An 18,736-nucleotide genomic window follows, 5' to 3' on the forward strand; every position below is an offset into this window, starting at 1 on the left:
ATTAGCAGCACAATAGCATCAATTCAAAAAAGAGAATTCCTGATGATTGTTCCCCAATTTGGTGTCGGTACCTTCCGTTTGACAGGTGACACTGTCATTCATTCTGTTAAAACTGCCTTAGAAGTTGGATATCGTGCTGTAGACACCGCACAAATTTACGGTAATGAGGCAGAAGTAGGCCAAGCAATCCACGAAAGTCAGGTCAATCGAGCTGATATTTTCTTAACCACGAAAATTTGGACTGAAAATTATACTGTCGACAAACTGATACCCAGTCTAAAAGACAGCTTAATTAAATTGAGGACTGATGCGGTCAATCTCACACTTATTCATTGGCCAGCACCTGCACTTGGAGTCGATATTCCTGAATTAATGGGACATTTACTTGAGGCAAAAAAACAAGGATTGACTGAGCATATTGGTGTATCTAATTTTAATATTGAGCTCACTCAACAAGCCATTGATCACATCGGGCTGGAAAATATTGCAACCAATCAAATTGAACTGAGTCCTTATCTTCAAAATGAACGACTTGCGACTTACTTAAAACAGCAAAATATTGATGTCACCTCTTATATGACCTTGGCTTATGGCAAAGTGCTAAATGACCCAATACTTTCTGATATTGCAGCACAACACCAAGCTTCAGTTGCACAAGTGACACTCGCTTGGGCGCTGCAAAAAGGTTATGCCGTGATTCCATCTTCAACCAAACCTGAACATTTAATCAGTAATTTAAAAGCTCAAGAGATTCATTTAACACCTGAACAGATGCAGGCCATTGCCATACTCGACAGAAATGCGCGTGAAGTGAACCCACCTGAACTTGCTCCAGTGTGGGATATTTAATATGAAATTCAATTTTCCATTAATTGCATTAGCCGTAGGTGCTTTTGCAATTGGCACAACAGAATTTTCACCGATGGGTTTTTTGCCTGAAATCGCAGCAGATTTATCGGTATCTATTCCTCAAGCGGGCTTACTGATTAGTGCCTATGCCGTTGGCGTCATGATTGGTGCCCCATTAATGACCTTATGGTTAGCACGTTTTCCTAAACGTACTGCCCTTATTTTACTAATGGCAATCTTTACCATCGGTAATATTTTGGCAACGATTGCACCCAATTATCTCGGTTTAATGGCTGCACGTTTGGTGACTAGCTTAAATCATGGTGCATTTTTTGGCTTAGGTTCTGTCGTTGCTGCGAGTGTCGTACCTAAAGATAAACAAGCCAGTGCTGTTGCCATGATGTTTATGGGCTTGACCATCGCCAATATTGGCGGTGTACCACTCGCAACGTGGGTAGGACAAAATATCGGTTGGCGTATGTCTTTTGCCGCTATTACCTTACTGGGCATCATCACCATGTTGGCATTATGGAAAGCACTACCTCATCAGCAACAGACCGAAAAACCTGATGTACGAGCAGAGTTAAAAGTATTAACACGCATGCCTGTTGTTTTAGCACTGCTCACCACGGTCATGAGTGCTGGAGCTATGTTCGCGCTCTATACCTATATCGCACCAAGTTTAAAAGTCTTTACTCATGCAAGCCCTGAACTTATCACTTTCATGTTGGTCCTAATCGGGATCGGATTTTCAATTGGTAACCATTTCGGTGGTAAGTTTGCAGATCAGTCTTTAGATAAAACCTTGATTGGCTTTTTAGTCTTACTCATGCTGATGATGCTGTTATTTCCAATTTTAGCAACAACCACCATTGGCGCGGCGATTGCATTAATCATCTGGGGAGCAGCAGCCTTTGCCGTTGTACCACCTTTACAAATGCGTGTTATGACAGTCGCTCACGATGCACCAGGCCTCGCTTCTTCAGTGAATATTGGTGCATTTAATCTTGGAAATGCTTTGGGCGCTGTTGCAGGTGCCGCAGTGCTAAATCTCAACCTAAGCTATGCTGCAGTATCTTATACAGGAGCGACCTTGAGTGTTATAGCGTTGATTTTAGTATTGATACAGATGAAGCTTAAACCTCAAATTACTGCATGTTGCGCACAAGCTGAATAACACATACTAAAATAGCCTACCCAAAGTAGGCTATTTTTTAGTTCGCATATAACTTTAAAAAATCTGCCATTAATTTGGTTGCCCATGAATGGGTGTCGACTAAACCTTCATAATAACCACAGTGACTGCCCTTTTTAGTGGTCACCACCACTACATTCGGCAAAGAACGGATTAATTCTTTATAGGGTTCAAAGTTTTGAATGTGGCAAATAGGATCGTCTTCGGCATTTAAAATCATCAAAGGAATTTTAAGATTTTCAAATACATAAATTGGGTTGGTGGATTTGGCATAACTTTCATAATCAGTAAAACCCGCCATTTGAAAATATGTACGTTCAAACTGCGCCAGATCTTTACTTTTTAGGACTTCAATTATAGATGGAGTCGTTGACCATGTTGCAGAATAGGGTTCTACAAATTTCTGAAAGAGCTTCTTGGTCATCATTTTACTGTAAAAAGGATGTACATTTTTAAAGCCAAGCTCAGTGTCATAGCCCGGACATAAAGCAAAAGCCGCTTTAAGTGGTGTTTCATCACCTTGTTCGCCTAAATAGCGGACCAATAGCCCCGTTCCTGCAGATGAACCGACGCCATACAAACTCGATGCGGGAAATTTCTGCTGAATAAAGGCAATCTGTTCACGTAAGTCATCGGTTGAACCAAATAAGTTTATTTTGGCAACAGGCATAGGTAAATTGGCATGACCACGTCTTAAACACAGTGCAATGCGCCAACCTGTATATAGATGAAGATCCCGAACCACTTCTCGCATACTTTCAGGCGTTCCCGTAATCGTATGCATGAGCACCACAGTTGGCACAGCTGCAGGTAAATCCAAACCCAACCATGCAATGGCTGTGATTCCACCATCAGCCATGGTCAGCTGCTCTATAGCATCATATTTGAGCTTCACTTGGCGCTTTTTAATGACATCAAAATACAGTAAATGTGCATGTGTATTCGACAGCCAAGGCGTAGGACGATATTTTTCATGTAGTTGCTTTAACTTCGGCAGCACATGTTTCATTTGCCCTTCAGGATGATAATAAAGCTGTGGTAATTCCGCACCAATTGCATGATCTACAAAATTTAAAAGAGCCTGACGCCCTTTATGAATCACATTATTCATTGACCTTACCTTCACCTCGCTTCGCACCACAGCAAATTATTCCAATCTTTTCACTTTGACTAACAATGCCCATTAAAAAAACGTATCTACAAAACCATATCTCGCTAGCAATATTTGTTTGCTTAAGCCTCAAAAGCAAAAAGCATGACAATATCCATCATGCTTTTTATCATTCTGAGATGAGCATTTTAAAAACAGCAGAGTTAAGGCTGATATTGCATAATGCGCTCACCCATTTTCGCCGCCAATGCTTCCAACCCACTTTTCGGACGGAGCATGACTTCAAAATCAATCATCTGTCCTTGTTCATTAAACTGAATCATGTCGATCCCTTTTAACTTTTTCTCGCCAACATTGGCAGAAAACTCAAGCACCACATTTAAACCATCTTCTGAGTAAAACTCACGGTGATAAGTAAAATTTTCAAAAATTTGAATCACATTGGTCAAAATAAAAGTTACTACAGGCTTACCTGGATATGGGTTAAACGCGACAGGTGAACGAAACACCACATCCTCTGCCAAGAGTTCATTTAAAATATTCATATCCCGTGTGTTAAGCATTTCGTGCCAACGTGCAACAGATTTTTTTGTTGTTTCAATAGTCATGTTTATATCCTTTTTTTTGATGAATCATTTCCCTTTCCTCAAACTCCTCTCCCAAATGGAGAGGAAGCACGACAACTGCATATTAAATTGAATGAAGTTGTCGTGGTTTAGTATGAGGCTGATTAAATCACCGCAGCCAAATCTGCACCTTGACGAATGGCACGTTTAGCATCTAACTCACCTGCTTCTTTCGCACCACCAATCAAATGCACATTTTTCCCATCTGCTTGTAGCTGTTCATACATCGCGGTATAGGATTCCTGACCTGCACAAATCACCACATGATCAACATCTAAAATACGTGGTTGACCATCAACGGTAATATGCAAACCTTGATCATCAATTTTGTCGTAGCTTGCACCCGCAATCATTTTCACATCACGGTGTTTTAAACCTGTACGGTGAATCCAACCCGTGGTTTTACCTAAGCCAGCACCAACCGATTTAGCCTTACGTTGCAATAAATACACTTCACGCGGCGATTCTTCGACGTCTGGATGTTTCAAGCCACCGACTTGCGCATAAGTGGTATCAATACCCCATTCATCATAAAATTTCTCAGGATTGAGGCTACCGCTTTCACCTTCATGCGTTAAATATTCAGCCGTATCGAAACCAATACCGCCTGCACCAATGATTGCTACACGTTTGCCAACAGGTTGACGTTCACGTAATACCTGTAAATAGCTCAATACTTTTGGATGATCAATACCATCTATATCTAACTGACGCGGTGTTACACCCGTCGCCACCACGATGTCATCAAAATCAGACTGAGCTAATTCTTCATACGTTGCTGTATGGTTCAATACCAATTTAATCTGAGGCAATAGTTCTATTTTACGTTTGAAATAACGCAGCGTTTCATAAAACTCTTCTTTACCAGGAATCGTTTTCGCAATATTAAACTGCCCACCAATTTGGCTCGATGCTTCAAAAATAGTTATGTTATGACCACGCTCTGCAGCATAAGTTGCAAAGCTTAAACCTGCAGGTCCCGCACCAATCACAGCAATATTTTTCACCTGTGCAGATTCTTTAAAAATCAGTTCAGTTTCATAGCAAGCTTGAGGGTTAACCAAACATGTTGCAATTTTCATCGAGAAAATATGATCTAGACAGGCTTGGTTACAACCAATACAGGTATTAATTTCATCACTACGACCTTGTTCTGCTTTTTCTACAAAACGTGGGTCAGCCAGCATTGGACGTGCCATGGACACCATATCTGCATCACCCGAAGCAAGTACGTGCTCAGCCATTTCAGGAGTGTTAATACGGTTTGAGGTGATTAAAGGAACATTCACAAGACCTTTTAATTTCTTGGTCACCCATGTAAATGCAGCACGTGGCACTTTGGTTGCAATGGTCGGAATACGCGCTTCATGCCAACCAATACCGGTATTGATAATAGTTGCACCGGCTTTTTCAATGGCTTTTGCAAGTTGCACAACTTCTTCGAAAGTCGAACCACCTTCAACCAGATCCAGCATAGAAAGACGGTAAATAATAATAAAATTTTCACCGACTAATTCACGCGTACGACGCACGATCTCAATTGGAAAACGAATCCGGTTTTCATAACTGCCACCCCATTCATCATCACGGTGGTTGGTACGTGCAGCAATAAACTCATTAATTAAATAACCTTCCGACCCCATGACTTCGACGCCGTCATAACCCGCTGTTTGTGCTAACTGAGCACATCGAGCAAAGTCATTAATCGTACGTTCGACGTCTGCTGTGCTTAGAGCTTGCGGTTTTACTGGGTTAATTGGTGCTTGAATTGATGAAGGTGCAACATTATTGGCCTGATACGAATAACGACCTGTATGCAAAATCTGCATCGCAATTTTACCGCCAGCATCATGTACTGCCTGCGTAATCACTTTATGTTTTTCTGCTTCTTCTAAAGAGTCTAATTTTGAACCACCAGCAAATGTCACACCATCATCATTGGGAGAAATACCACCGGTTACAATCAGACCTACACCGCCTTTAGCACGTTCTGCATAAAAAGCAGCCATGCGTTCATAGCCACCCGGTGCTTCTTCAAGGCCGATATGCATAGAACCCATCAATACACGGTTCTTTAACGTTGTAAAACCTAAATCTAGTGGTGCCAATAAATTTGGATAATTTGACATTTTTTCTCCTTAGCGTGCTGAAAAGCTGGCTATTTTTATCTTCGCTTGTATACGAGCTTTCTATTTCCATCTACGCATACAAGATTTTTGCAACTTGTTGCACTAATTTATATGCGAGATTTGATTTTTATGCAACATGTTGCATAATAAAAAGTACAAAACTATTTTGACTGAGCCATATATGTCTTTAGCCCATGTTTTACTCACGAGCTTACTTGAAAAACCGAGTACAGGAATCGACCTTGCACGCCGTTTTGACCGCTCTATGGGCTTTTTTTGGAATGCGACACATCAGCAAATCTACCGTGAACTCAGTGGTATGCAGCAAAAAGGCTGGATCAGCACCATTGAAGATGAGCACAGTACAACCCGTAAAAAAACCTACCAAGTTGAACAGCTTGGACGTGTTGAATTAGCCAATTGGATGGTTGAGCAAAGCCCTCCGGCTCAATTACGTGAAGAGTTGATGGTTCGTTTACGTGCAGAAGCTCAGCTGGGTACAAATGGCGTATTACCCGAATTAGAACGTCATCTAGAAATTCACAAAGAAAAACTAAAAGTGTACCACTCTATTTTTGCAAAAGACTTTGCACATGCGCATGATGAAGACCGTACTTTGTACATTCATAAAATGATTTTACAGCTTGGGATTGATTTGGAAATCGGTTGGATCAAATGGCTTGAAACCATCATTCCACAGTTGCATAAATTTAATCGCTAAAACAAAAAAATAAATAGGAAGCCGCATGCCGCACTATACAATGCCAGATCAACAACAACTGTATGTTCGTGAATATGGTCAAGGAGAACCCATCCTGGTTTTATCTGGACTCGGCATGCAAAGTTGGCAATGGCACCCTTTTCTATATCAACACCGAAAGCATTTTAAATTTATCATTCCAGACTGGCGTGGATTTGGCGGTTCTAAACATTGTCAAATTCCAAATATGGACACCATTTCAAGTCATTGGCGAGATATTGACAGCTTAGTTTCCCAGCTTGGTTACGATAAAATCACGGTGATTGCTTACTCCATGGGGGCAACGACCACCATGCACGGTTTAAAATACGGTCAGTTTGCTGAAAAAATTAAACGTTATTTGCACATCGATCAAACGCCGAAAATTCGAGTAGATGAAGATTGGCAATATGGTTTATATGGTAAACGCCACACTGAGTTTTTAAGTATTTTAGAAGACATCTCGAAGGTACTTGTAACTAACCTCTCCGTGCCATTTGCACAGCAGATGAATAAACATGACCGTCAAGGTCTGGTCGATGCTTGGTTAAGATTCATAGACTTACAAAATAGCAATCCTTATGCATTATCCGCTTTCCGTTTTGCATACCAACAACCAACTTTACAGAAGCTGATGTTACCATCACAAAGTGTGGCCTATTTATATTGGTATATTCAAAATTATTTAAACCATACTGAAGATTATCGTGAAGCCATTGCAGCACTCACCGCACCAACAACTTTTTTCACAGGTGCAAAATCGATCCTCTATCCTGCCCAAGGTCAAAAAATTATTGCTGACAGCCTAACTAATGCAGAGCAAATCATTTTTAAGAAATCGGGGCACACGCCATTGCTCAGTGAACCGGTCAAATTTAGCCGTGAAATCACCAAGTTCTTAAAACAAGCGATCTAATAAGACTGAATAAAAAAAAGGCTCAATACTCTTCAAGATTGAGCCTTTTTTTATATACAGGATGGTTTTACTTAATAGGTAACTTAAAAATTAATTTCAAAATCAAATTGCTTTTAATGCTAAAACAAGTGTTAGAAAACTCGACGATCGTATTCAATTGCTTCCAAATCATACACTTGGTAAACGCAGTCAAATAAAGGACGTGCCAATTCCCCTTCATCATCATTCCGCACAATCAAATAAATTTGGCTAATGGCAGCACTATCCGATAATTTCACATAATTCACATGCCTAAACTGCATAATTTGTACAGATTCAGGAACAATACAAATGCCTTCGCCTGCGGCAACCATGCCTAGCGATTGCTGCAAATCAGCTTGAGTGTTAAAGCGTTTCGGCTCCATACCATATTCTAAAAACAACGACTTGATTAGCGTTGCATAACTTTGACCATCCGTTGCTGGATAGATAAAAATCTGCTCATCTTTGAGATTATTTAATGCAATCTGCTGCTGTGAAGATAAAGGATGACTCGAATGCACCGCAACAATTAGTGGCTCTTCACGCAATAGCACACGTTTAACCGCCTGATCCGACACTCGAACTCGGCTAAAACATGCATCAACCCGACCTTCTTTTAATGCCTGAATCTGATCGACTGCACTCAGTTCAATTAAATTTACATTTAAGTGTGGATATTGCTGACGGAACAAATAAACAATTCGAGGTAATAAACCACAGAGTAACGAACCGCCATACCCAATATTAATGGTACGTTCTGTAGCACTGGCCCGCTGCGTAATGAGCTTAATTTCTTCTGCATTGGAAAGTAATTTCACAGCTTGCTGATAAAAGAAACGTCCAATGGTGGTGGTTCTTAAAGGACGGCTGCCACGCTCAAAAAGCTGTGCCCCCAACTCTTCTTCTAAATTTTGAATTTGACGACTTAAAGGAGGTTGAGCAATAAATAGCTTTTCAGCAGCCTTCGTAAAACTCTGTTCTTCTACAACGGCAACAAAGTAACGTAAATGTCTTAATTCCATGACATTGTCCTTTAATGTCGAATTTCTTTCATAATGGTCTTTTATTTGAATATATCAGGACGACACTCAAATCACATCCTTCAAATTCGGTTATTTAAAAGATGTATACACCACATTTATTGTTTGGTCATGCTAATGTGAAACGATTACAAGGTTAACCCGACTTTAGTCTTGGCAATTTTGCTCAATCTTCTCACATGAAAAACTACAAAACGTGATTGACTTCATGAAACAATTCAAGTTAATTAGCAAAATCGTTGCAAATATGGAATAAGAACAGTGCTGAGTGATCTAGATGATTTTTATTGTTTTGCCCAAGTGGTCGAACATGGTGGTTTTAGTGCAGCCGAACGTGCAACAGATATTCCAAAATCAAAACTGAGTCGTCGGGTCTATAACTTAGAAGAACGTTTAGGTGTCCGCCTGATTCAACGTAGTTCACGACATTTTGCTGTTACAGATATTGGTATGAATATCTACCGCCATGCACAAGTTATGATGAATGCCGCTCAAGCCGCACATGATTTGGTTGATCATCTCAGTACGCAGCCGCGCGGCTTAATTAAAGTCAGCTTACCTGTTTCCATCGCGCAAAATGAAATGACCAAAATATTGCCTGAATTTTTAAAGCAATATCCAGAAATTAAAGTGCAAATGATGGTGACCAATCGGCGCGTAGATATCATTAATGAAGGCTTCGATCTTGCGCTACGTGTACGTTCAAATCTAGACGACGACCCCAATTTAGTCATTCGTAAATTTGAAACGATTGAGCAGCACTTATTTGCCAGTCAGGCGTATCTGAATAAATTTGGTGAACTCAAACAACCTGAAGATTTATCTCAGCATCAAATATTAAGTATGGCGGATGAGCATCTCGATCAACATATTATTGTGACCGATGCACAGCATCATCAGAAAAAAATCAAAGTTAACCCAACCGTGATGGGCTCTGACCTGTCTATGTTAGCTGCACTGGCCTGCCAAGATTGTGGCGTGGTGTTATTACCCGACAGTATTGTGTCCGATCACGTGAAATCAGGTGCTTTGGTTCGTGTACTACCTGAATGGAAAGCTGCACATGGTATTTTCCATGCTGTTTATCCATCTCGTCGTGGCTTATTACCTGCTGTACGTGTATTCATTGATTATTTAGTTGAAAAACTCAGCCAACATGAACACGCTAAATTTTAAGCAAAAAAAAAAGCTTACCCATGTGATGGGTAAGCGAAAACTTAAAAACTAAGTAAAATCAGAAACTACAGCAGAATCTGTAGGGCTATTGTATAAATAAAATACATCTTTATTAAATCGTTAATAGCTCTAACTGATTTTTTTAGCTATAGGCAAAGCCTTACAAATTAAGACTTAGAGAAATGTAGTTAGTCTTAAAAACGATAACACCCATAACCACCACGAACTCCTAGACTAAAGTCAAAAAATATACAACTGTATAATTTTATTTAACTTCAATCATTTGAACACAGCAGATATGGCATTAACAACACTACAGAGCTTAGATCGCGGGATATTCGCCTGTACCCTCTGGCCATGGAGATAACAACTCAAAACCAGCATCGGTTACAACAACCATATGTTCCCACTGTGCCGATAAAGAACGGTCTGCAGTAATTACTGTCCAGCCGTCTTTTAACTCTTTAGTACGCGCTTTACCGCTATTAATCATCGGTTCAATGGTAAAGACCATGCCTTTTTTCAGAATGACACCTTGACCCGGTTGACCATAGTGTAAAACACTTGGTTGCTCATGATAAACCTTACCAATCCCGTGACCACAATATTCACGTACAATGCTGTAGCCTTCACGATGAGCAACTTGTTGAATGGCATAGCCGACATCACCCAATGTTGCTCCCGGTTTAACAGCATGAATCCCTGCAACCATCGCTTCGTAAGTAGTTTCGACTAACTTTTTAGCCGCAGGCGAAACCTCACCCACATAGTACATACGACTGGTATCACCGAAATATCCATCTTTAATGATGGCAACATCAATATTGATAATGTCACCATCTTTCAATACAGTTTCTTTCGAAGGAATACCATGACAAACCACTTCATTCGGTGAAATACAGGTGGTTTTGGTATAGCCATAGTAGCCAACGTTGGCAGGAATCACTTTAAGTGTGTTGACGATAAAATCATTACAGATATCGTCTAGATATTCAGTGGTCACGCCCGGCTTGACATACTCCCCGATCATCTCTAAAACCTGAGCAGCTAAACGACCTGAAATGCGTAATTTTTCAATATCTTGCTCGGTTTTAATCGTTATTTTGGAAGCTTTCATCTGAATATCCTCAAATTTGAATAAACCAAATTATAGACCTTTTAGATTTTTTTTGTTTTATTCAGCCAATATTTCTGCATTTATTCGGCTTATAGCATCCTATTTAGTGCTGAAAATTAGAACAATTGATTTATATCTGATAAATCTTAATAGTTAAACATATTCCTATAAAAAATTTATATACAATAAATTTCTTTTATTTATCATAAACATAAATAAAACATTATTTTATCTGTCAATATATTCATAATTCGTATTATAAAAACTATCTATACGATTTATAAATTTTGCTCCAAAAACGAGCTTAATTGCACTAAAATTGCCTTTTTTCACAGTTCATCTCCCCTTTATGACAAGTCTTCGTACACGGGATATTGTTGCCTTAGGTTTTATGACCTTCGCACTGTTTATTGGTGCAGGCAACATTATTTTCCCACCAATTGTCGCACAGCAAGCGGGTGAACATGTTTGGTTAGCTGCATTTGGTTTCTTGATCACTGCAGTTGGCCTACCTGTCATCACGATTATTGCTTTGTCGCGTGTAGAAGGTTCTATTCAAGTTTTAAGTTCACCTCTGGGTAAAGCAGCCAGCATTATCCTTACTGTCGCGTGTTACTTAGCTGTTGGACCTTTATTTGCAACACCTCGTACAGCTACCGTTTCTTATGAAATTGGTTTCTCTTCTTATTTTGGTAACAGCGCAAACAGTCTGCTGATTTATAGCGTGATTTATTTTGCATTGGTGACGATTGTTTCACTTTACCCAAATAAAATTTTAGATACCGTAGGTTATTTCCTTTCACCACTCAAGATTTTAGGCCTCGTTATACTGGGTATCTCTGCGTTCTTTATCCCTGCCGGTGTGATTCCACCTGCAATTGATAACTACGTAACTGCACCAGTTTCTGAAGGTGTAGTAAATGGTTATTTAACCATGGATACATTAGGCGCTTTAGTTTTTGGTATTGTGATCGTCAAAGCCATTACTTCACGCGGCGTAACGGATAGTAAGCTCGTCACCAAATATGCTGTCATTGCCAGTATTATTTCTGGTATTGGACTTACACTGGTATATATCAGCTTATTCAAACTCGGTATGGGCAGCCATGATATTGCTCCAAATGCAACAAATGGTGCAGTGATCCTGCATGCATATGTACAACATGCTTTTGGTGATATGGGCGCTTATTTCCTATCTGCGATGATTTTTGTTGCATGTATGGTGACTGCGATAGGCTTAACCTGCGCATGTGCTGAATATTTCTCAGAATTGACTAAAATTCCATACAAAGTTTTTGTATTCATTTTAGTTGGCTTCTCACTGCTTATTTCAAACTTAGGTTTAACCAAACTCATTGCTGTTTCAGTGCCTGTTTTAAGTGCGATTTATCCACCTGCGATTGCAGTTATCCTACTTAGCTTCTGCTCTAAATGGTTTATTTCACCATCAAGAGTTATTGCGCCTGTTACCGCATGTGCGTTTATTTTCGGTATTTTTGATGGTTTAAAAGTGGCTGGTTTCGAAGATGCACTTCCAAGCGTTATTGCCAATCTACCACTTGCTCAACAAAATTTAGCATGGCTGATGCCATCAGTGATTGTGCTGATTATTGCTGCTGTAATTGATAAAGTTAAAAAATAACCTTTTTTGACCTGTCTAAAATCGGAGTTTTACCCGAATGACGATTTTACCTGTGACCAATAATTGTCGAGTTTTACCCAAACTGACTTTTATTTGTCCTACTACAGCGTAATATTGCTAAGTCATTGAACTTTGAGATTAAGTTTTATTTTCACAATGAGAAACAAAGCCAACCATTTGGCTACAAAATATAATAATAGTTAAAATACAAATACTTTCTGCAAAATACACTGTACACAAACTCCATGATTAAGCCCGATTCTGACTGTAAGCTATGCGGTTTCGTGTCATAAAGCCGATATACCCGTGTTGGTATATATATTGCTTATTCATACATAGATATTATGCATCGATCATTTTACTCACCAGTCAACACCTTTAGATTCATAATATTTAGTATATGAATAAAATGATTATTCTTATATGATGATCTAACATAGTTTTATGACAAAATAATGACATTTACTATTGAAATACTTCTAGTTTCGAAGTACAACAGTAGTTCAAACCTGACCAAAATCATGGGTTTTGGCTAAACAACAACACGGAGGGGTGGAGATGTTATCAGTACATTTCAAAAAGCAATTCTTCATTAACGCTCTGAAGGCAAATAAGAACATGGTGACCTATACAAGCACCACTATTGCTCTCATGCTGACACTACTTATTCAAGGCTTAATACAAGGAAATTTAAGACCTGAATACTTTGCTTATGCGCTTATTGTCTCGGTGGCCTTTTATTTATGGGCAGTCATTGACCACAAATATCGAAAGCAAAAATCAACAGAATTTTAAGTTAGAAGATGGATGAGGCATCATCCATCTTGAAAAAAGAAAAGATGCCAATCCCTACCTTCTCGATCATTTAACCCTTTTTAAATAACAATACAAATAATCCCTAAAATAACCAGAAAATCATCAGCCTTTTCTCATAAATTTTCAATTCTGCAGAACTTCAAATTTTGTTTTATAAATTCTTCTACATAGCCATCGTCTGCACTTTAAAAGCTTTTATCTCCTGATTAGCTTCCAATCTCATGCAAACCATTTCTAATTGATATTGCTTTGTTTAAAACCAAAATTTAACAATGACTCCAAAGAGCAAACCGAGTGTTGCAATTAACTCGCCAATCACCAATCCAAGCATTGCCATACTCATCATCCATTTAGGTAAATGCCATTTGCCTAAGACGTGCGGGACTTTAAATTGATTGGTGGTATCGGCTAAATAGCCATGCAGTATATAGCTTAAAATCGAAAAGCTAAAAAAGAACAGATTGATGATTACAAACAGTAAATTGAGTGTATGTGGAAGTGCTGAAAAATAGGCCAATACCGCCAAAATGAGTGTCGCTGGGGCGTATAACAAACTGCTCCGATGTGCTATATCGACATAATAATGCGCACGTGCCAGTTCAGACTTTCTTATTTGTGCATATTTCCACACACCCGTGAGCATACCTACCCATAAATAAATCCCACTAAAGACTATCGCAATTTTTACTGCACCCGAAAGTTGAAGCATGTCCATTTTTAATTTACATCCATTGTTCAATTACACACATTATTTTTATCTGTATTTCTTCTCCAATAATACTTACTTCAAACCTGTTATGACATGACTTTAGAGTCATACTCTTTTCAGGTTTCTTTTTGGAACTTGTGTAAATTAGAGGCATCGGAATACATCCATAAAGTTTGAATCATGTCATCATCTGAAAAACTCACGATTCATTGCCAAGACGGCTATTCGCTGAGTGCGCGCTTTTATCCGCACCAGACAGACCTAAAACAGGTTTTACCTGTGTTGATTTGTCCAGCTACAGGCATTACCAAGCAATTTTATAATAGCTATGCAACATGGTTGAGCCAACAAGGCTATGACGTTTTAGTTTTTGATTTTCGTGGTATTGGTGAGTCGCTACATAGCCCTTTAAAACAATCGACAGCAAGTATTGTGCAATGGGGGCAGCTCGATATCCCTGCGGCAATCGACGCTTTAATCAGTAAAACGCAAGCGCCTAAAGTCATATTACTCGGTCATAGCGCAGGCGGACAATTATTAGGTATCGTTCCAAATTATGACAAAGTTGCCAAAGTGGTTGCTGTTTCTGGCTCTACAGGACATGTTAAAGAACTTAAAGGTCGCACCAAGCTTTTAGCTCCGGTGATGTTTAATGTGATCTTCCCGATTGCACGCTATACCATTGGCTATGGGCCGACCAATGCGATTGGCATGGGGGAAAATTTGCCAAAAGATGTAGCTCGTGAATGGGCTGAATTTTGTAGCAAACCTGGTTATGTCATCAATGCCTTAGGCAAAACTGTTCAGCATGATTTTCATCAAAAAGTGAGCTGCCCGATCACCGCCGTATGGAGCTCCGATGACGAAATTGCCACGGAAGCCAATGTCAAAGACTTGCTGCGCTTATACCCGAATGCTTCGACTCAAATGATTGAGTTAAAACCGAAAGAAACAGGTCATAAAGCCATCGGACATATGTTGATGTTTAAATCATCACATCAAAACCTATGGCCGATCATTGAACAACAGTTACACGCTTAAGTTTTTACCACTCAGTCAGTAATCCGGCTGAGTGGTCTTTTTATGGACTGCACAATAATTTCTACTTTTAGATTCATTCAAACTGCCTGACAGCTTACATATTCTATTTTCTATCTTTAAAATCTGCACTGAACGTTTAAGTGTACTTATTTTCATCAGCCGACCATTGCAAAAAATGATATAACTATTTTTTCTCAATTATATTCTATTTTGGCATGAGTGAAGCACGACACAACCTCGACAGAATTGATCGTTTAATATTATCCGCATTAAGAGAAGATGGACGACTCACCATAGCCCAGCTTTCTGAACGTGTTGGTCTCTCCTCTTCGCCGTGTTGGACACGCTTAAAGCGTCTAGAAAATTTAAAAATTATCGACGGCTATACAGCCAACATCAACCCAAAATCGATTGGGATCAATGAATTATTCTTTATTGAAATCACATTAGAACGTCACGATGATGAAATTTTAGATCAATTTAGTGAAACTTTAGCCAATATGCCAGAAGTGGTAGAAGCACATTTAGTCACTGGCGATTATGATTATTTGGTGAAAGTTGCAGTTAAAAATGCTGAACACTATGAGCGTTTTTTACGTAAAAATTTATATTCTATGAAAGGTATACGCCATACCCGCTCTATTTTTGCGCTACGACAATTAAAATCTGCCAGCAGTGCTGACCTTATGATGATTGAGTAATGAGCCAATATAGATCTAATCTATAAGATGACTTTAAAATTTAAAGGCAATTGAGTTCAGCACTCAATTACCCTATTTATGTGTTCTAATCTATATAGCCATCTTTTTTCAATTTTTTATCTGTCAAATACTCACGTATGACCAATGTTGCAATAATAATGATGGCTTCTAAGATCGCTACTGTGATGGTTATTTTGGTAAATACTTCGACACTGAGCAACACAAACCATAATTGAGAGATGGCTAATAAACCCCATAAAACTGAAATAATAAGTGCACTGAAGACACCGTATTTCATTTTTCTCTCTCCAAAACAACTACATAAGCTTCGCGCTTCCAAAAAAGCAGCATACGACGGATATCCTTTTCCATTGTAATCACAGCCCAGCCTTGCTGTGCATTTTGATTTAAAAAATTGGTGAATTTAACAGGATCAACTTTTGAAGAGCCAAGCAGCAAAGATCCCAGCATACCTTCTTGATAGATAACAACTTTATATTCTTTCATCAATATAGTTCTTTATGGTTATAGTGAAATGAACAAATGTTCAGAGCAAAGTATAACGATCGGTTTTCCCTAAAACAACCAAGTTTTAACTGTCAATTTGCTCAGCATTTTTTTCAATTTTATGCTTTAATACACGCAGTATGAGATGAGCCTTATATGAGTATCACGCGAGTGATACGACTAGCCCCTAACCACGGGGCTTTTTATTGTTTTCTACTCAGCTCACATTGTTGTGTTTCATTGTTCAATTCTGACAAAACGAGACTGTGAATTTCACATGTTTTCACAGGGTCCTGCTCATAAGCCGAATTAAACCATGCAGCAGCTTTTTCAAAATCTTGCTGTACGCCTAGCCCACCTAAATAAAAACTTGCTACGCTAATTTTTCCGTTCAAATCATTTGCTTCCGCAGCCTTTAAAATCCATGGTTAAGCTTTTTTATAGTTTGGCTTTCCATCTGTACCTCTATAATAAATCATGCCTAACCGGTGCTGATATTTTGCCAATCCTTTTTCTGCTAAAAGTACTGTAGGCTTTTCTGCAAGCAGTAGATCATTCTTTGTATAGTAATAATAGTCGGCCAATTGTTCGATATCTTCTTGCTTGCCTTTATGAGCAAATTCAATTAAAAGACTTTCCAATTTTTTCTCATTCCTTGGAATGAGTTCATATTTATTCATGATCAAAAGCATACGCTTTGAATCTTCTAAATTTCTTTCAGCACCAATCTCAAACCATTTTGCAGCTTCCACATAATCTACTTTTACACCGACACCTTTGTAATATATCAATCCCAAATTTTGATTTGCAGAGCGGTGCCCTAAGGCAGAAGCACGTTTATACAACGCTATGGCTTCGGGCAGATTAATCTCCACACCTTCTAGCCCCATATGTTTCAGTACAGCCAAATCATACAGCGCCTGCTTTTCGTTATTTTGCGCTTGAACTATGGTCTTTTGGACATCAATTTCAGCTGAATAGGTTATGGAAAATGGAAGTACTGTTAATACAAATAGCATGCACAATTTGATGTAAGGCAACTGATATTTTAAAACTTTCATTGTTTATTATTCTTGATCAATAAGATGGTGAAAAATGAAATGCTAAAGCACTCTATCTAGATGCTTTAGCATTTTTTAAAGCTGTATATATAGTATTAACCAAAGAAGCCTATCGTTGCCTGAATGACCACAGCATTGACAATGTCTACAAAAAACGCCCCTGTCAAAGGTATGATCAAAAAGGCTTTATGTGAAGGTCCATAGGTATTGGTCACTGCCTGAATATTGGCAATCGCTGTAGGCGTCGCACCGAGGTTTACGCCGCACTGCCCTGCACAAAGTACCGCTGCATCGTAGCTTTTTCCCATGATTCTAAAAGTTACAAAGTACAGATACAGTGCTAAAACGAGGGTTTGTACCAGTAAAATAATCACCAGTGGGCCTGCAAGATCTGCCAATAACCAGAGCTGCAATGACATCAGCGCCATCGATAAAAACAGCGCCAATGATGCATTACCAAAGACATCGATACAGCGATCAAACATTTCTATTTTAAAGCCAAGCTCAAGGGTATTTCTTAAAAATACACCACACGCTAAAGCCCAAACGAAGGTAGGTAATTCAAACCACTGTCCACGAGCAAACTCTGTCATGAAATAAGCAAAGCTGATACAGATGGCAAACATCCCCATCGTTTTGACGGCATCATCTGCGGTAATTAAACGAGTTTTTTCAGGATATTCGAAAGGTGCCGTTTCAGATGCAGGCGGTGCTTCATTACGGCCTGTTGTCGGTACAAGTTCTTCTGCCAACTGAAAACGGCGGATGAGGAATTTCGCCACTGGCCCGCCCATCATGCCGCCAATCACCAAGCCGAAGGTTGCACTTGCCATACCGAGTACGACTGCACCTTGTATACCATGATCTTGTTCAAAGACTGTACCCCATGCGCCTGCTGTACCGTGACCACCTGTAAGTGTTACGGAACCTGTAATTAAGCCGATGAGTGGATTTAATCCCAAAACTTTGGCCAAACTGATGCCAACGATATTTTGCAGCATGACAAATACAATCACACAGCCTAAAAACAGTACCAGTGCTTTTCCGCCTTCTTTGAGTTTTCCAAGACTTGCGCTCAAGCCTACCGATGTAAAGAACATCAGCATGAATATTTGCTGAATTTTGGCATCAAAATTTACGGTGATATTAAAGTTTTTAAATAATATAAATGTGATAATCGCAGCGACCAAACCGCCTGCTACAGGTTCAGGAATGTTGTATTTTTTCAGGATTGAAATTTTGTGTACGAAGAAATAACCGATAAATAAAACCAAAACCGCCACGACAATTGTCAAAAAAGCATCTAGCTCATAATTCATAATTTAATCTTAAGTGCTCAA

20 protein-coding genes are annotated in these 18,736 nt (G+C 39.2%); 9 read left to right on the top strand and 11 right to left on the bottom strand.

Features of this window, described 5'->3' with window-relative positions:
* The first annotated feature begins 39 nt into the window (after positions 1-39).
* Together dkgB and AVJ20_RS08965 are read left to right on the top strand one after the other, a co-directional pair.
* Positions 40-849 carry a 2,5-didehydrogluconate reductase DkgB gene (dkgB, locus tag AVJ20_RS08960; RefSeq protein ID WP_111884961.1) on the top strand — a complete coding sequence of 270 codons (810 nt, stop codon included), beginning with the start codon at positions 40-42 and terminating at the stop codon, positions 847-849.
* 1 nt (position 850) lies between these two features.
* The gene (locus tag AVJ20_RS08965) at positions 851-2,026 is read left to right on the top strand and encodes an MFS transporter (protein ID WP_111884962.1); all 1,176 of its coding nucleotides are present in this window, start codon (positions 851-853) and stop codon (positions 2,024-2,026) included.
* Positions 2,027-2,063: 37 nt separating this feature from the next.
* On the opposite strand, the gene AVJ20_RS08970 is transcribed toward AVJ20_RS08965, so the two are convergent.
* From AVJ20_RS08970 to AVJ20_RS08980, 3 genes are all read right to left on the bottom strand, one after another.
* A complete protein-coding gene (locus AVJ20_RS08970; protein ID WP_111884963.1) occupies positions 2,064-3,155 on the bottom strand; it encodes a YheT family hydrolase in 1,092 nt (363 codons plus the stop codon).
* A 203-nt stretch (positions 3,156-3,358) separates the two neighbouring features.
* The gene (locus AVJ20_RS08975; protein ID WP_078193923.1) at positions 3,359-3,763 is read right to left on the bottom strand and encodes a nuclear transport factor 2 family protein; all 405 of its coding nucleotides are present in this window, start codon (positions 3,761-3,763) and stop codon (positions 3,359-3,361) included.
* Positions 3,764-3,885: 122 nt separating this feature from the next.
* Positions 3,886-5,910 (bottom strand): NADPH-dependent 2,4-dienoyl-CoA reductase, encoded by a 2,025-nt coding sequence (locus tag AVJ20_RS08980; protein ID WP_111884964.1) that lies wholly within the window; start codon positions 5,908-5,910, stop codon positions 3,886-3,888.
* A 181-nt stretch (positions 5,911-6,091) separates the two neighbouring features.
* On the opposite strand from AVJ20_RS08980, the gene AVJ20_RS08985 reads away from it, so the two are divergent.
* Together AVJ20_RS08985 and AVJ20_RS08990 are read left to right on the top strand one after the other, a co-directional pair.
* Positions 6,092-6,631, top strand: coding sequence for a PadR family transcriptional regulator (locus tag AVJ20_RS08985; RefSeq protein WP_111884987.1), 540 nt, complete (start codon positions 6,092-6,094; stop codon positions 6,629-6,631).
* Between the two features lie 25 nt (positions 6,632-6,656).
* Positions 6,657-7,565 carry an alpha/beta fold hydrolase gene (locus tag AVJ20_RS08990; RefSeq protein WP_111884965.1) on the top strand — a complete coding sequence of 303 codons (909 nt, stop codon included), beginning with the start codon at positions 6,657-6,659 and terminating at the stop codon, positions 7,563-7,565.
* A gap of 131 nt (positions 7,566-7,696) precedes the next feature.
* On the opposite strand, the gene AVJ20_RS08995 is transcribed toward AVJ20_RS08990, so the two are convergent.
* Positions 7,697-8,608 carry a LysR family transcriptional regulator gene (locus tag AVJ20_RS08995; RefSeq protein ID WP_078188530.1) on the bottom strand — a complete coding sequence of 304 codons (912 nt, stop codon included), beginning with the start codon at positions 8,606-8,608 and terminating at the stop codon, positions 7,697-7,699.
* Positions 8,609-8,887: 279 nt separating this feature from the next.
* Between AVJ20_RS08995 and AVJ20_RS09000 the strand changes: the two genes are divergently transcribed.
* The gene (locus AVJ20_RS09000) at positions 8,888-9,802 is read left to right on the top strand and encodes a LysR substrate-binding domain-containing protein (RefSeq protein WP_078188531.1); all 915 of its coding nucleotides are present in this window, start codon (positions 8,888-8,890) and stop codon (positions 9,800-9,802) included.
* A gap of 322 nt (positions 9,803-10,124) precedes the next feature.
* Here AVJ20_RS09000 and map read toward each other — a convergent pair whose 3' ends face one another.
* A complete protein-coding gene (gene map, locus AVJ20_RS09005; RefSeq protein ID WP_111884966.1) occupies positions 10,125-10,919 on the bottom strand; it encodes a type I methionyl aminopeptidase in 795 nt (264 codons plus the stop codon).
* Positions 10,920-11,268: 349 nt separating this feature from the next.
* Between map and brnQ the strand changes: the two genes are divergently transcribed.
* A complete protein-coding gene (gene brnQ, locus AVJ20_RS09010; protein WP_111884967.1) occupies positions 11,269-12,561 on the top strand; it encodes a branched-chain amino acid transport system II carrier protein in 1,293 nt (430 codons plus the stop codon).
* A 558-nt stretch (positions 12,562-13,119) separates the two neighbouring features.
* Positions 13,120-13,356, top strand: coding sequence for a hypothetical protein (locus tag AVJ20_RS09015; protein ID WP_078188534.1), 237 nt, complete (start codon positions 13,120-13,122; stop codon positions 13,354-13,356).
* A 274-nt stretch (positions 13,357-13,630) separates the two neighbouring features.
* Here AVJ20_RS09015 and AVJ20_RS09020 read toward each other — a convergent pair whose 3' ends face one another.
* Positions 13,631-14,092, bottom strand: a complete 462-nt coding sequence (locus AVJ20_RS09020; RefSeq protein WP_111884968.1) for a hypothetical protein — start codon at positions 14,090-14,092, stop codon at positions 13,631-13,633.
* 174 nt (positions 14,093-14,266) lie between these two features.
* Between AVJ20_RS09020 and AVJ20_RS09025 the strand changes: the two genes are divergently transcribed.
* Both AVJ20_RS09025 and AVJ20_RS09030 read left to right on the top strand, forming a co-directional pair.
* The gene (locus AVJ20_RS09025; protein WP_111884969.1) at positions 14,267-15,127 is read left to right on the top strand and encodes an alpha/beta fold hydrolase; all 861 of its coding nucleotides are present in this window, start codon (positions 14,267-14,269) and stop codon (positions 15,125-15,127) included.
* Positions 15,128-15,342: 215 nt separating this feature from the next.
* Positions 15,343-15,828 carry an Lrp/AsnC family transcriptional regulator gene (locus AVJ20_RS09030; protein WP_078188537.1) on the top strand — a complete coding sequence of 162 codons (486 nt, stop codon included), beginning with the start codon at positions 15,343-15,345 and terminating at the stop codon, positions 15,826-15,828.
* 85 nt (positions 15,829-15,913) lie between these two features.
* Here the strand turns inward: AVJ20_RS09030 and AVJ20_RS09035 are convergent, their stop codons facing one another.
* The 5 genes from AVJ20_RS09035 to gltS all read right to left on the bottom strand — a co-directional run bounded on the left by AVJ20_RS09035 (position 15,914) and on the right by gltS (position 18,715).
* Entirely contained in the window at positions 15,914-16,126 is a 213-nt protein-coding gene (locus AVJ20_RS09035) for a hypothetical protein (RefSeq protein WP_111884970.1), read from the bottom strand.
* Positions 16,123-16,335: a DUF4177 domain-containing protein gene (locus tag AVJ20_RS09040; RefSeq protein WP_078193931.1), complete on the bottom strand. Its 213-nt coding sequence runs from the start codon at positions 16,333-16,335 to the stop codon at positions 16,123-16,125. Before AVJ20_RS09040 ends, AVJ20_RS09035 begins: the two co-directional genes overlap by 4 nt.
* A 203-nt stretch (positions 16,336-16,538) precedes the next feature.
* Positions 16,539-16,730, bottom strand: coding sequence for an SEL1-like repeat protein (locus AVJ20_RS09045; protein ID WP_111884971.1), 192 nt, complete (start codon positions 16,728-16,730; stop codon positions 16,539-16,541).
* Positions 16,731-16,763: 33 nt separating this feature from the next.
* On the bottom strand, positions 16,764-17,396 hold the full coding sequence (locus AVJ20_RS09050) for a tetratricopeptide repeat protein (protein WP_111884972.1): 633 nt from the start codon (positions 17,394-17,396) through the stop codon (positions 16,764-16,766).
* Positions 17,397-17,491: 95 nt separating this feature from the next.
* Positions 17,492-18,715 carry a sodium/glutamate symporter gene (gene gltS / locus AVJ20_RS09055; RefSeq protein ID WP_111884973.1) on the bottom strand — a complete coding sequence of 408 codons (1,224 nt, stop codon included), beginning with the start codon at positions 18,713-18,715 and terminating at the stop codon, positions 17,492-17,494.
* Positions 18,716-18,736 lie beyond the last annotated feature (21 nt).

The sequence above is a fragment of the Acinetobacter sp. CFCC 11171 genome, from assembly GCF_003268405.1.
In the GTDB taxonomy this organism is placed as follows: domain Bacteria; phylum Pseudomonadota; class Gammaproteobacteria; order Pseudomonadales; family Moraxellaceae; genus Acinetobacter; species Acinetobacter amyesii.